Source organism: Methylobacterium sp. TK26, assembly GCF_055361565.1.
Genome location: NZ_CM143965.1, coordinates 4,055,090 through 4,067,910 on the forward strand (window position 1 = coordinate 4,055,090; position 12,821 = coordinate 4,067,910).

At 69.7% G+C, this 12,821-nt stretch carries 12 protein-coding genes; 6 read left to right on the top strand and 6 right to left on the bottom strand.

Annotated features, from left to right (window positions below; genetic code table 11):
• Positions 1-19: 19 nt before the first annotated feature.
• Entirely contained in the window at positions 20-967 is a 948-nt protein-coding gene (locus ACXJ1Y_RS19780) for a prephenate/arogenate dehydrogenase family protein (protein ID WP_463847799.1), read from the bottom strand.
• On the bottom strand, positions 960-2,084 hold the full coding sequence (locus ACXJ1Y_RS19785) for a pyridoxal phosphate-dependent aminotransferase (protein ID WP_463847800.1): 1,125 nt from the start codon (positions 2,082-2,084) through the stop codon (positions 960-962). The genes ACXJ1Y_RS19780 and ACXJ1Y_RS19785 overlap by 8 nt, the downstream gene beginning before the upstream one ends.
• Before the next feature lie 260 nt (positions 2,085-2,344).
• Here ACXJ1Y_RS19785 and ACXJ1Y_RS19790 point away from each other — a divergent pair, with 260 nt between their 5' ends.
• The 3 genes from ACXJ1Y_RS19790 to metW all read left to right on the top strand — a co-directional run bounded on the left by ACXJ1Y_RS19790 (position 2,345) and on the right by metW (position 4,506).
• A complete protein-coding gene (locus ACXJ1Y_RS19790; RefSeq protein ID WP_463847801.1) occupies positions 2,345-2,512 on the top strand; it encodes a hypothetical protein in 168 nt (55 codons plus the stop codon).
• Positions 2,513-2,623: 111 nt separating this feature from the next.
• Complete coding sequence (gene metX / locus ACXJ1Y_RS19795) at positions 2,624-3,829, top strand: homoserine O-acetyltransferase MetX (RefSeq protein ID WP_463847802.1); 1,206 nt, start codon at positions 2,624-2,626, stop codon at positions 3,827-3,829.
• Positions 3,826-4,506 (top strand): methionine biosynthesis protein MetW, encoded by a 681-nt coding sequence (gene metW / locus ACXJ1Y_RS19800; RefSeq protein ID WP_463847803.1) that lies wholly within the window; start codon positions 3,826-3,828, stop codon positions 4,504-4,506. The genes metX and metW overlap by 4 nt, the downstream gene beginning before the upstream one ends.
• Positions 4,507-4,512: 6 nt before the next feature.
• Here the strand turns inward: metW and ACXJ1Y_RS19805 are convergent, their stop codons facing one another.
• Positions 4,513-6,750 carry a lytic transglycosylase domain-containing protein gene (locus ACXJ1Y_RS19805; RefSeq protein ID WP_463847804.1) on the bottom strand — a complete coding sequence of 746 codons (2,238 nt, stop codon included), beginning with the start codon at positions 6,748-6,750 and terminating at the stop codon, positions 4,513-4,515.
• Between the two features lie 187 nt (positions 6,751-6,937).
• Here ACXJ1Y_RS19805 and dapA point away from each other — a divergent pair, with 187 nt between their 5' ends.
• Genes dapA through ACXJ1Y_RS19820 form a run of 3 tightly spaced genes read left to right on the top strand, consistent with a single transcriptional unit; the run spans position 6,938 to position 8,924 of the window.
• Positions 6,938-7,834 (top strand): 4-hydroxy-tetrahydrodipicolinate synthase, encoded by an 897-nt coding sequence (gene dapA / locus ACXJ1Y_RS19810; RefSeq protein ID WP_243958836.1) that lies wholly within the window; start codon positions 6,938-6,940, stop codon positions 7,832-7,834.
• Positions 7,835-7,861: 27 nt separating this feature from the next.
• On the top strand, positions 7,862-8,335 hold the full coding sequence (gene smpB / locus ACXJ1Y_RS19815) for an SsrA-binding protein SmpB (protein WP_463847805.1): 474 nt from the start codon (positions 7,862-7,864) through the stop codon (positions 8,333-8,335).
• A 16-nt stretch (positions 8,336-8,351) separates the two neighbouring features.
• Entirely contained in the window at positions 8,352-8,924 is a 573-nt protein-coding gene (locus tag ACXJ1Y_RS19820) for a peroxiredoxin (protein ID WP_463847806.1), read from the top strand.
• A gap of 7 nt (positions 8,925-8,931) precedes the next feature.
• Here the strand turns inward: ACXJ1Y_RS19820 and ACXJ1Y_RS19825 are convergent, their stop codons facing one another.
• The 3 genes from ACXJ1Y_RS19825 to rpoZ form a co-directional block, all read right to left on the bottom strand.
• Complete coding sequence (locus tag ACXJ1Y_RS19825) at positions 8,932-9,564, bottom strand: LabA-like NYN domain-containing protein (protein ID WP_463847807.1); 633 nt, start codon at positions 9,562-9,564, stop codon at positions 8,932-8,934.
• A gap of 226 nt (positions 9,565-9,790) precedes the next feature.
• Positions 9,791-12,013 carry a RelA/SpoT family protein gene (locus ACXJ1Y_RS19830; protein WP_342162882.1) on the bottom strand — a complete coding sequence of 741 codons (2,223 nt, stop codon included), beginning with the start codon at positions 12,011-12,013 and terminating at the stop codon, positions 9,791-9,793.
• Positions 12,014-12,173: 160 nt separating this feature from the next.
• Positions 12,174-12,584 (bottom strand): DNA-directed RNA polymerase subunit omega, encoded by a 411-nt coding sequence (gene rpoZ, locus ACXJ1Y_RS19835; RefSeq protein ID WP_463847808.1) that lies wholly within the window; start codon positions 12,582-12,584, stop codon positions 12,174-12,176.
• Positions 12,585-12,821: the final 237 nt, after the last annotated feature.

Consider the following 12,821-nt stretch of genomic DNA (forward strand, 5'->3'; position numbering starts at 1 on the left):
TTTGAGCAAGGGTGAGGTCTCAGGCTCCACCCTCCGCCGAGCGAGGCCGTCCGAAATCCGGGGCCGCCGTATCCTGGCCCAGCGCGACGATGCTGCGGCGGATGGCGCGGGTGCGGGTGAACATCGCGTGCAGGGCGTCACCGTCGCCCCAGCGCACCGCCTTGGCGAGCGCCGCGAGGTCTTCGTTGAAGCGGCCGAGCATTTCCAGCACCGCGTCGCGGTTGTTCAGGAAGATGTCGCGCCACATCGTCGGGTCGGAGGCGGCGATGCGGGTGAAATCGCGAAAGCCGCTGGCCGAGAACTTGATCACCTCGGATTGCGTCACCGCCTCCAGGTCGGCGGCGGTGCCGACGATGTTGTAGGCGATCAGATGCGGCACGTGGCTGGTGATGGCGAGCACGAGGTCGTGGTGCTCGGGGCTCATCGTCTCGACCAGCGCCCCCATGCCCTCCCACAGGGCGCGGACGCGCGCGGCCGCCTCGTCCGGCGTGCCCTCCGGCGGGGTGAGGATGCACCAGCGCCCGGCGAACAGGGTCGAGAAGCCGGCATCCGGCCCTGAATATTCCGTGCCGGCGATGGGGTGGCCGGGCACCAGATGGACGCCCTCGGGCAGGTGCGGCTGGATCGCGGCCACCACCGAGCCCTTCACGGAGCCGACGTCGGAGACGACGGCGCCGGGCTTCAGATGCTGGGCCATCGCCTCGGCGACGGGGCCCATGGTGCCCACCGGCACGCAGAGCACCACGAGGTCGGTCCCTCGCGCGCCCTCGGCGGGGTCGCCGGTCACGGCGTCGGCGATGGCGAGTTCGCGTACCCGCTCGCGCACGGCCGCGTCGGCATCGACGGCGACGATCTCCCGCGCGAGCCCGTAGCGCCGGGCGGCGCGCGCGATGGAGGAGCCGATCAGCCCGAGGCCGACGATGGCGATCCGGTCGAAGGGCGGCGGGGCGGGCGGGGTCTCAGGCACGGGCGCCCCGCACGAACTCGCCGAGCGCCGCGAGGAAGGCGGTGTTGGCCTCGGCGCCCGCCACCGTCACCCTCAGGGCGTTGGGCAGGCCGTAGGCCGTGACGCGGCGGGTGATGAGCCCGCGCTCGGTGAGGAACGCATCCGCGTCCTCCGCCGAGCGGCCCGGCTCGTCGGGGAAGTGGATCAGCACGAAGTTCGCCACGCTCGGCGTCACGGTGAGGCCGAGCGCCCGCGCCCCGTCGATGAGCCGGGGCAGCCACTCGGCGTTGTGCGCAGCGGCCGCCGCCATGTGCGCCTCGTCGGCGATGGCGGCCGTGCCCGCCGCGATGGCGGGACCCGAGACGTTGAACGGACCCCGGATGCGGTTCACCGCGTCGGCGACATGGGCGGGGGCGAGCATCCAGCCGATCCGCACGGCGGCGAGGCCGTAGATCTTCGAGAAGGTCCGCGTCATCACGACGTTCTCGGCTTCGAGCGCGAGTTCGAGCCCGGCCGTGTAGTCGTTCGCCCGCACGTATTCGGCGTAGGCCCCGTCGATGACGAGGAGCACATGCGCGGGCAGCGCGGCGTGGAGCCGGCGGATCTCGCTGAACGGCAGGTAGGTGCCGGTCGGGTTGTTGGGGTTCGTCACGTAGACGATCCGCGTGTGCTCGGTCACGCGGGCGAGGATGGCGTCCACATCCGTCGTCAGGTCGCGCTCCGGCGCGACGACGGGGGTGCCGCCCGACGCCAGGATCGCGATCCGGTACACGAGGAAGCCGTGCTCCGAGTAGATGCCCTCGGCGCCGGGGCCGCAATAGGCGTAGGCCAGCAGCGACAGTAGCTCGTCCGAGCCCGCGCCGCAGACGATCCGCTCGGGATCGACGCCGAACTTCCTCGCGATGGCCGTGCGCAAATGGGTCGCACGCCCGTCGGGGTAGGTCTCCAGCTTGGCGGTCGCCTCGTGCAGGGCGGCGATGGCCGCCGGGCTCGCCCCGAGCGGCGTCTCATTCGAGGACAGCTTGTGGACCTTGCCCGGACCCGGACGCCCGCTCTTGCCGGGGACGTAGAGGTCGACCGCGAGGACGCCGGGGCGCGGTTCCGGGCGGGAGGGGGCGGGCGTGCTGGCGGAGGACATGGGCGAGGCCGGTCGGCGGTTCTGATGCGACGATGCGGTCCCTGTACAGCATTTCGCCGGACGGTGAAGCTGGGCCGGTTCCTCGCCATGCATCCGGCGCGACCGCTCCCTGCGCCGGGCCGGCGGCGCTTTACTTCCGTCCGATCCGAACCCGGAACAAATGTCGCGGGGCACCGGCCATCATCCGGCCTGTTGTTATTCCGTAATGCCCTTTACCCGGCCGTCCTAAAGGCGGCGGGAACGACCGGGGTTGGCCGACAATGCTGGACGATCTTCTTCCCTGCGCGCTCTTCGTGCTCGGAATCCTGGTCTCGGTGGCGGCTGAGTTACGGCTGCGCCGGGGGGATACGGGTTCGATCTCCAATGGTTTCATTACGGCGGCGGGGGCGGGCCTCGTCTTCGTCGCCTGCGCCGTCGCCATCCGCTGAACCGGCGGGGGAGGGCGGCCGAACCGCGTTGACGCTGCCGGGGCGGGCCATTACCTCCGGCTTCGTGCCGTAGGGCGTTTTGTAGCCGGCGGTGCCGCCGAAGACCCGGACATGGATACCCGACTGGATACGGCCCCCCGGCCCGACGCCCCCGAACGGAATGGCGCGCTCGTCGCGGAGCCGTCGCAATCCCTCGATCCGAAGAGCCCCGTGGCGCGCTTCGGACCCGACAGGCCGCTCCTGACGGATGCGGGGGTGCGCCTCGCGCCCTTCCAGATCGCCTACCAGACGGCGGGCACCCTCAACGCCGACCGCTCGAACGCGGTGCTGATCTGCCACGCGCTGACGGGCGACCAGCATTTCGCGCACACCCACCCGCTCACCGGCAAGCCCGGCTGGTGGGAGACGCTGGTCGGCCCCGGCAAGCCGGTGGACACCGACCGCTACTTCGTCGTCTGCTCGAACGTCATCGGCTCCTGCATGGGCACGACCGGGCCGGCCTCGACCAATCCCGAGACCGGCCGCCCCTACGGGCTCGACTTTCCGCTGATGACGATCCGCGACATGGTCCGGGCGCAGGCGATGCTGCTCGACCATCTCGGCATCGACAGCCTGTTCCTGTGCATCGGCGGCTCGATGGGCGGGATGCAGGTGCTGCAATGGGCGGCGCTCTACCCCGAGCGCGTCTTCGCCGCGATGCCCATCGCCACGGGCGCCCGGCATTCCGCGCAGAATATCGCCTTCCACGAGGTCGGGCGGCAGGCGATCATGGCCGACCCCGCCTGGGCGGACGGGCGCTACCTCGAAGAGGGCACGCGCCCCGCCAAGGGGCTCGGCGTGGCGCGGATGGGCGCGCACATCACCTACCTGTCGGAGCCCGCGCTCCACCGGAAGTTCGGCCGCCGCTTCCAGGGCGGCTCGGCGCCGACCTTTTCGTTCAACGCCGACTTCCAGATCGAGAGCTACCTGCGCCACCAGGGCCTGAGCTTCGTGGAGCGGTTCGATGCCAACGCCTACCTCTACCTGACCCGCGCGATGGACTATTTCGACCTCGCGGCGGACCATGGCGGCGTGCTCGCCAACGCCTTCCGGGGCACGACGACACGCTTCTGCGTGATCTCCTTCACCTCGGACTGGCTGTTCCCCACGGCCGATTCGCGGGTCATCGTCCACGCCCTCAACGCGGCGGCCGCGCCGGTCGCCTTCGTGGAGGTCGAGACCGACAAGGGCCACGACGCCTTCCTCCTCGACGAGCCGGCGATGTTCGCCGCCGCGCGGGGCTTCATCGACGCGGCGGCCAGGGCGCGCGGCCTGTGAGCGGCGCAGCCCCCCATACCCGCCCCTGGGAGGCGACCGAGGCGCTGCCCCGGGAGAATACCGGCGCCCGCGTCGATCACCTGCTGATGCTCGATCTCGTGCCGGCCGGGGCCCGCGTCCTCGACATCGGCTGCGGCGACGGCGCGCTGCTGGCCCTGCTGCGCGACCGCAGCGGCATCGACGGGCGCGGCATCGAACTGTCCCGCGAGGGGGTGAACGCCTGCCTCGCCCGGGGCCTGCCGGTGATCCAGGGCGACGCCGACACCGACCTCGCGAACTATCCCGACGGGGCGTTCGACGTGGTGGTGATGTCGCAGACCATCCAGGCGACGCGCCAGCCGCGCGAGGTGCTGGAGCACCTGCTGCGCATCGGGCGGCACGTCATCATCTCCTTCCCGAATTTCGGGCATTGGCGGGTGCGCACCGAACTCGCCCTGCGCGGGCGGATGCCCGTGACCGACCTGATGCCGGATGCGTGGTACGAGACCGCCAACATCCACCACTGCACGATCCGCGACTTCGTGTTCCTGTGCCGGCTGCTCGGCGCCAGGATCGAGACGGCGGCGGCCCTCGATTCGCGGGGGCGGGCCATGCGCTTCGCCCTGCCGTGGTGGATCTGGAACCTGTTCGGCGCGCAGGGGGTGTTTTTGCTGACGAAGGAGGGGCGGACGCGGTAGCGGTCGCTACTTCGCCCCCCGGTGCAGGTCTCCCTCGATGAGCAGCGCGCTGCGGCTGTCGAGGCGGCTGCGGTAGACCTGAAGGTTCTCCATCACCCGCTGGACGTAGTTGCGCGTCTCGGTGAACGGGATGCGCTCCACCCAGTCGATCACGTCGACCTCGCCCTTGCGCGGGTCGCCGTAGGCGTCGATCCACTTCTTCACGTTGCCGCCGCCGGCATTGTACGAGGCGAAGGCGAGGACGTAGGAGCCGCGCCAATCCTCCATCAACTCGCCGAGATGCGCTTGGCCGAGCTTCGCGCAGAAGGCGGGGTCGCTGGTCAGGCGGTCCGGGTCGAAGGCGGTGGAGACGCGCTTGGCCGTACGCATGGCGGTGGCCGGCATCATCTGCATCAGCCCCCGCGCCCCGACGCCGGAGCGCGCCCGCGCGTCGAACTGGCTCTCCTGGCGGGCGATGGCATAGACCATGGCCCGTTCCACCTGCGGCACGGCGGTGAAGGTCTCGTAGGTCGGGATGCCGATGGTCGGGAAGGCGTGGGCGTCGAGCGGCAGACCCCGGTGCAGGGCGAGCTTGCCCACCGCCACCAGGGCGCGGGCGTCCTTGGCCTCGGTGGCGACGTCGCCCAGCGCCTGCACCTCGCCCGCATCGGTCAGGGCGCGGGTCGCATCGATGTAGAGGGGCAGCGCGAGGTCCTGCAGCCCCGCCTGTTCGAGCAGGCGCAGGGCGCGCACGGACAGGCGGTTGTCGAAGGCCTCCCGCTCGGCACCGTCGAGCGCCGGCACGGCGCGCAGCGGCAGGCTCGTCTGCCCGAGCTTGGCGCGGGCCACCTGCCCGTAATAGGCGATGGGCTGCGCCGCCGCCTTCTCGTAGAAGCGCTTCGCCTCGTCGGCCCGGCCCAGGGCCTCGGCGGCGCGGGCCTGCCAATAGGCCCCCCGCGCCAGGGAGTTCGGCCCCTCGGCGAGGGCCGCGACCTGCGCGAAATGCTGCCCGGCCTTCTCGGGATCGGAGAGGAAGCGCAGGGCGATCCAGCCGGCATGGAACTCGGCCTCGATCTTCTTCTCGGGCGAGCGCGCGGCATGGCCGCTCACCACCGCGTAGGCGGTCTTGGCGTCGCCGCCATCGAGGAGCTTGCGCGCCACGATCCGGCGCTCGACCCACCATTCGTCGCCATCGACCAGCACGTCCGGGTTGGTCGGCGCGGTGGCGAGCACGGCGGCGGCTTCCACGGTCTTGTCGGACCGGCGGAAGAATTGCGCCCGCGAGAAGATGTACGAGGCATCGTTGCGCAGCGAGGGCGGCACCGCCGCCAGCGCCGAGGCGGCGCCTGAACTCTTGTCCTCCACGGCCCGTCGGGCGCGCACGAGGCTCGCGTAGCCGCCGCCGGCATAGCCCGCCGCGCGGCCCGCGCTCTCCCAATCCTCCTTCAGGAGCGCCCGCTCCATCCGGTAGCGATGGTCCTGGCGGGTGAGCAAGCCGGGGAAGGCGTCCTGCACCTTGGCCTCCAGGCTGCGGCCGAAGCTCTCCGTGCGCCACAGGTCGCGCACGAGGTCGGCGGCGTCGGCTTCGAGCCCGTCCGCCCGCAGGGCCAGCGCCAGGGCGAACTTGCCCGGCGCGCTCGACGGCTTGGCGGTGGCGAAGAAGGCCCGCACCGTGGCGGGCGCCTTGCGCTCGCTGAGCAGCGTCTCCTCCGCCCGGCGGCGCAGGAGCGGGCCGCCCGGCCAATCCGGGTTGGCGCGGGTGAAGGCCACCGTGCGCTCGAAGCCGATGCCGGCCCCGGCGCGGATCGCCACCCATTGCAGCAGGGCGCGGGCGGCGGGATCGGTGAAGCCCTCGGCCATCCGGTCGGCGTCGGAGACCTTGCCCTTGCGGTAGAGGTCGATCGCCCCGCGCAGCAGGGTCAGGTCGGTGTCGCCGGAGGCCTTCGGCTTGGCGAGGTCGGGCACCTCCGGCACCGGGGCGGCGGGGGTGAGGCCCGCATCCGGCAGCGGGAAGGTGATCGCCGCGTCCGGGTCGGCGGAGGCGTAGGCCGAGGCGGCGGCGGGCTTGAGCTCGGCCTCCTCGGCGCGCGCCGCCTCGGGGGCGGCCTCGGCGGAATCCGGGGCATGGATGGCGGCGGGCAAGGGCGTCTCCGCCCCGGACGCGCCGGCCGAGGCCGCGTTGGCGCTTGCCAGGGCCGCCCCGGCGCTCGCCGCGAGGGCGATGAGCGTGAGGTGCGGGCGCTTCCAGGCGATGGCTCGGATCACGACCTCACCCCTCCGCAACGTCAGCGTGAAGGACACAGTCTGGGCAACGAGTGATTAAGAGCCCGTTAACCGTGTCCCGGATCCGTTTGCGAAGGCGCGCACGAACCCCTATGTCTGCGCGCTCGCGCAACGACAGCGCGGCACAATGGCGGCGATACGACCGCACGATTCCCCTGGGACGCCTGAGATGACCGAGACGACCGCCCGCCTGCGGGGCTCGATGACCGCGCTGGTGACGCCCTTCCGCGATGGCGCCTTCGACGAGCAGGCCTTCCGAAAGTTCGTGCGCTGGCAGATCGAGCAGGGCAGCCACGGCCTCGTGCCCACCGGCACGACCGGCGAGAGCCCGACCCTGACCCATGCCGAGCACGACCGGGTGGTCGAGGCCTGCATCGACGAGGCCGGCGGGCGCGTGCCCGTGGTGGCCGGCGCGGGCTCGAACTCGACGGCCGAGGCCATCGAGCGGGCGCAGCACGCCGAGAAGGCCGGCGCCGACGCCGTGCTCGTGGTGACGCCCTATTACAACAAGCCGACGCAAGGCGGACTCTACGCCCACTTCAAGGCGATCAACGATGCGGTCGGAATTCCGATCATCATCTACAACATCCCGCCGAGGTCCGTCATCGACATGAGCGTCGAGACGATGGCCCGCCTCTTCGAATTGAAGAACATCGTCGGCGTGAAGGACGCGACCGCGAAGATCGACCGCGTCAGTCAGCAGCGACTGGCCATGGGCGAGAGCTTCGTCCAGCTTTCAGGCGAAGATGCGACCGCGCTCGGCTACAACGCTCAGGGCGGCCATGGCTGCATCTCCGTGGTGGCGAACGTCGCCCCGCGCCTCTGCGCCGACCTGCAGGAGGCCTCGCTCTCCGGCGATTACGCCAAGGCGCTGACGATCCAGGACCGGCTGTTCCCGCTTCAGAGCGGCCTGTTCGCGGAGGCCAATCCCGGCCCGGTGAAGTACGCGCTCTCGCGGCTCGGCCACATGGGCGAGGAGATCCGCCTGCCCCTCGTGACGGTCTCGGACGCGACCCGCAGAATCGTGGACGACGCCCTGCGCCACGCCGGCCTCCTCGAAGGCTGACCCCGTAGAAAAGGACGACAGACCCGCATGGCGCCGAAGACGGAGCCCGGACGGCGCGTGGTGGCCGACAACCGCGCCGCCCGCTTCCATTATTCCATCGAGGACACGCTCGAAGCCGGCATCTCGCTCACCGGCACCGAGGTGAAATCCCTGCGCGGGGGCAAGGCGACGATCGGAGAGGCCTATGCCGGCCCCTCCGGCAACGACCTGATGCTCTTCAACGCCTACATCCCGGAATATCTGGAAGCGAACCGCTTCAACCACGACACCAAGCGGCCCCGCCGCCTGCTGCTGCACCGCCGCCAGATCGACAAGCTGATCGGCGCCACCCAGCGGCAGGGCTACACGGTCGTCCCGCTCAAGATCTACTTCAACGAGCGCGGCCGGGCGAAGATCGAGCTCGGCCTCGGTAAGGGCAAGCAGGCCCACGACAAGCGCGAGGCGGTGAAGGAGCGCGACTGGAAGCGGGATCAGGCCCGCCTCCTGCGCGACAGGGGATAGGACGGGGAGCCACGGGATGAGCGCCAGTCTGACGAGCCTGCCGGACGATCTGCCGGTTCCGGTGGATGACGGCGCCGCCGCCCATTTGCGCGGCTCCCGCCTGCCCGACGTGGCCCTGCGCGCCACGGACGGGAGCACGGTCTCGCTGGCCAAGCTCAAGGGCCGCACGGTGGCCTACGCCTATCCGCGCACCGGCGAGCCGGACAAGCCGGCCTTCACCCCCGATTGGGACGCGATCCCCGGCGCGCGGGGCTGCACCCCGCAATCCTGCGACTTCCGCGACCATTTCGATGAGTTGAAGGGACTGGGCGTCGATCACGTCTACGGGCTCTCGACGCAGACGCGGGAGTATCAGACGGAGGCGGCCAGCCGGCTGCACCTGCCCTTCGCGCTCCTCTCCGACGCGCACCGCGCTCTGGCGATGGCGGCCCGGCTGCCGACCTTCGAAGCCGGCGGCGAGACGCTGCTGAAGCGCCTCACCCTGGTGATCGACGACGGGATCGTCACGCACCTGTTCTACCCGGTCTTCCCGCCGGACCAGAGCGCCCGGCAGGTCGTCGCGTGGCTCGAGGCGGGCCGCCGGGCCTGAGACCCGCCTAGGCGTCGTCCTCCGGCTGGCGGATGCCGTAGCGGTTTTCGAGGTTCGGGCGCGATTCGGCGCGGTGGCGGGTCGGCGTCTCGCCCGCGGGGCGCGGGGCGCGCTCGGTGGGCTCGCGGCCGATCCGCGAGGCAAGGGTCGACAGGTCCACGAACTCGTCCGCCTGCCGCCGCAACTCGTCGGAGATCATTGCCGGCTGCGTCTGGATCGTTGAGATCACCGTGACGCGCACGCCCCGGCGCTGCATCGCCTCGACCAGCGAGCGGAAATCGCCGTCGCCCGAGAATAGCACCATGTGGTCGAGGCGCGGGGCGAGTTCGAGGGCGTCGATCGCCAGCTCGATATCCATGTTGCCCTTGAAGCGGCGGCGGCCGGCGGAATCCGTGAACTCCCGCACCGGCTTCGTCACCACGCGGTAGCCATTATAGTCGAGCCAATCGACCAGCGGCCGGATCGAAGAATATTCCTGATCCTCGATCATCGCGGTGTAGTAGAAGGCGCGAATCAGGTTCTCGCGCGCCTGAAAATCCTTCAGGAGCTTCTTGTAGTCGATGTCGAAGCCCAGGGCCTTGGTCGTCGCATAGAGGTTGGCGCCATCGATAAAGATGGCACTCCGTTGTTCTGACGGCATAGATGTCTTTCCAAGTACTTAATAGATGAAATCGATCGAACGGCATAAAGGCGTGAACGTTATTGGTGCATTAAAAATCGTCTTTCACAAAACTGAGTTAAAAATGAACCAATGCTACATCGTGATGCGATAGTGGCGTTTAAAGCATTACGGAGCGTCATGCCGAAGTCAAGACAAGCCCGCGACGGCTTATTCCGCTGAACGGTTCGGCAGCCTCAGGTAATACTTAACCGTTGACGCGCTGAACGCTGCTCACCGGGCGTTTGCTGCGCAGCTCCGCCACGATGGCGTTCAGGTGTTGGAGATCCCAGACCGACAGGTCGAGGGTGATGTCGGTGAAGTCCTGGGTGCGGCGCTTCATCGAGATGTTGTCGATGTTGCCGTCATGGTCCGCGATCACCTGGGCGATCTGCGCGAACACGCCCGGCTCGTTGATGGATTGCAGGCTCAGGCGGGCGGGGAAGCGCTCGCCGCTCGACGCCTCCGTATCCCAGCGCACGTCGAGCCAGCGCTCCGGCTCGTTGTCGAAGGCGGCGAGCGCTGCCGACTGGATCGGGTAGACCGTCACGCCGACGCCCGGCGTGAGGATGCCGACGATCCGGTCCCCCGGCACCGCGCCGCCGTTGGGGGCGAAGGTGACGGGCAGGTCGCCCGCGAGGCCCCGGATCGGGATCGCGTCCGGCGAGGCCTCGCCGCTGCCGTTGAAGGTCAGGCGCATCGTCTGGTCGGGGGAGCGCACGAGCCGCCCCGCGCCGGTGGCGCCGGGCTGCCCGGCCGAGGGGCGGCGCTCCTCCCGGTGGTCGGGATAGACCGCGCGCACGACGTCGCCGGAGAACATCTCGCCGCGCCCCACGGCGGCGAACACGTCCTCCGTGGTGGACCGGGCCAGGCGGGGCAGGGCGCCGCGCAGCTTGTCCTCGGAAAAGCTCTTGGCCGCGCGCTCGAAGGCCCGCTCGAGGATCTGCTTGCCGAGGCCGGCATATTGCCGCCGCACCGCCGCGCGGGTCGCCCGGCGAATGGCCGAGCGGGCCTTGCCCGTCACCACGAGGGATTCCCAGGCGGCCGGGGGAGAGGCGCCGTCCGAGCGGCTGATCTCCACCTCGTCGCCGTTCGAGAGTTCGTGCAGCAGCGGCACCATGCGGCCGTTGATCTTCGCGCCCACCGCCGAGTTGCCGACATCCGTGTGCACGGCATAGGCGAAGTCGATGGGCGTCGCGCCCCGGGGCAGGGCGATCAGGCGGCCCTTCGGGGTGAAGCAGAAGACCTGATCCTGGAAGAGTTCGAGCTTGGTGTGCTCCAGGAACTCTTCGGGGCTGTCGCCTTCCGCGAGCAGCTCGATGGTACGGCGCAGCCATTGGTAGGCGCCGCTCTCGGTGGCGAGCTTCGGATGGACGCTGCCGATGGCGTCGCGCCCGCTCACATCCTTGTAATGGGCGTGGGCGGCGATGCCGTATTCGGCGATGTCGTCCATCGCCTGGGTGCGGATCTGCAGTTCGACGCGCTGGCTCTTCGGGCCGATCACCGTGGTGTGGATCGAGCGGTAATCGTTCTGCTTCGGGGTCGAGATGTAGTCCTTGTAGCGCCCCGGCACCATCGGCCAGCTGGTGTGGACGACGCCGAGCGCCGCGTAGCAATCGTCCAGGGCGTTCACGATCACCCGGAAGCCGAAGATGTCCGACAGTTGCTCGAAGGCGAGCGACTTGCGCTCCATCTTCGCCCAGATCGAATAGGGCCGCTTCTGCCGGCCCGTGACCTCGGCCTCGATGCCCCGCGCCGAAAGTTTATCGGAGAGCACCTTCTCGATGTCCTCGACCATCCGGCCGGACTTGGCCGTGAGCCGCAGCAGCCGCTCGGTGATGGTGGCGTAGATCTCGGGTTCGAGGAAGCGGAAGCCGAGGTCTTCCAGCTCCTCGCGCAACTCCTGCATGCCCATGCGGGCGGCGAGCGGCGCGTAGATGTCGAGCGTTTCCTGGGCGATGCGGCGACGCTTGTCGTCGCGCATGTGCTCCAGGGTGCGCATGTTGTGCAGGCGGTCGGCGAGCTTCACGAGGAGCACGCGCACATCCGCCGCGACGGCCAGCAGCAGCTTGCGGAAGTTCTCGCCCTGGGCGGCCTGCTTCGAGACGAGGTCGAGCCGCTTGAGCTTGGTCAGCCCATCGACCAGGGCGCCGATCTCGTCGCCGAACAGGCGGCGGATCTCATCGAGGGTGGCCTCGGTGTCCTCGACGGTGTCGTGCAGGACGGCGGCGATGATCGTCGCGTCGTCGAGGTGCAGATCCGTGAGGATCGCGGCGACTTCCAGGGGATGGGCGAAGAAGGGATCGCCCGAGGCCCGCTTCTGGGTGCCGTGGGCCTGCATCGCATAGACGTAGGCGCGGTTGAGCAGATCCTCGTCGGCGGCGGGATTGTAGCGCTTGACCCGCTCGACGAGTTCGTACTGGCGCATGATCCGCCGGGAAATCGGTGCCTCCTGAACGCTGTACGCGCCGCCGCTTCAGGGAAAGTCTCCCGCAATGCGGCGGCCGACACCAGAGGCAAGGCGCCGCAATCGGCGCATCAACCGCTTTTTTCTTCGCGCCGGGGGCCGAATCGGCCCCCGACTGCCGGCCTCACTCGGCCTCTTCGTCGGTCTCGACCGGCGGGGCGAGGTTTTCGAGGCCACGCAGGAGGTCTTCCTCGCTCATGCGGTCGAACTGCACGCTGGCGTCGTCGCTCGACGATTGCGGGGCGTGGGCGGCGGCGGCCGGCGAGCTCGACAGCAGCGGCACAGCCTCGGCCTCCGGCTCGTCCACCTCGACGTACTTCTGGAGCGAGTGGATCAGCTGCTCCTTCAGATCCTCGGAGGTGATGGTGCCGTCGCCGATCTCGCGCAGGGCGACGACCGGGTTCTTGTCGCGGTCGCGGTCCACGGTCAGCGGCGCGCCGGCGGCGAGAAGGCGGGCGCGATGGCTCGCCAGGAGGACCAGCTCGAAGCGGTTCTCGACCTTTTCGATGCAATCTTCGACGGTGACGCGCGCCATGCCTGACGGCTCCTTCGCGGAACGAATTCTCTCGGGATGGGCCGCGTCTTACACCGGATGCGGTTTGGCAACAAGCTGAGAGACTTGACGGCAGGCATGCCGTCCCGGCCTCATGCCGCTCAAAGCTTCCTTAAGCGTGGGCCGCGAGAGTGAACGCCCTCGCCGCGATCTCTGCACGGGACAACGGAACGCCCGGCTTTGACGCGCCGCGGCATTCGGTCTAAAGATTGGGCAGAA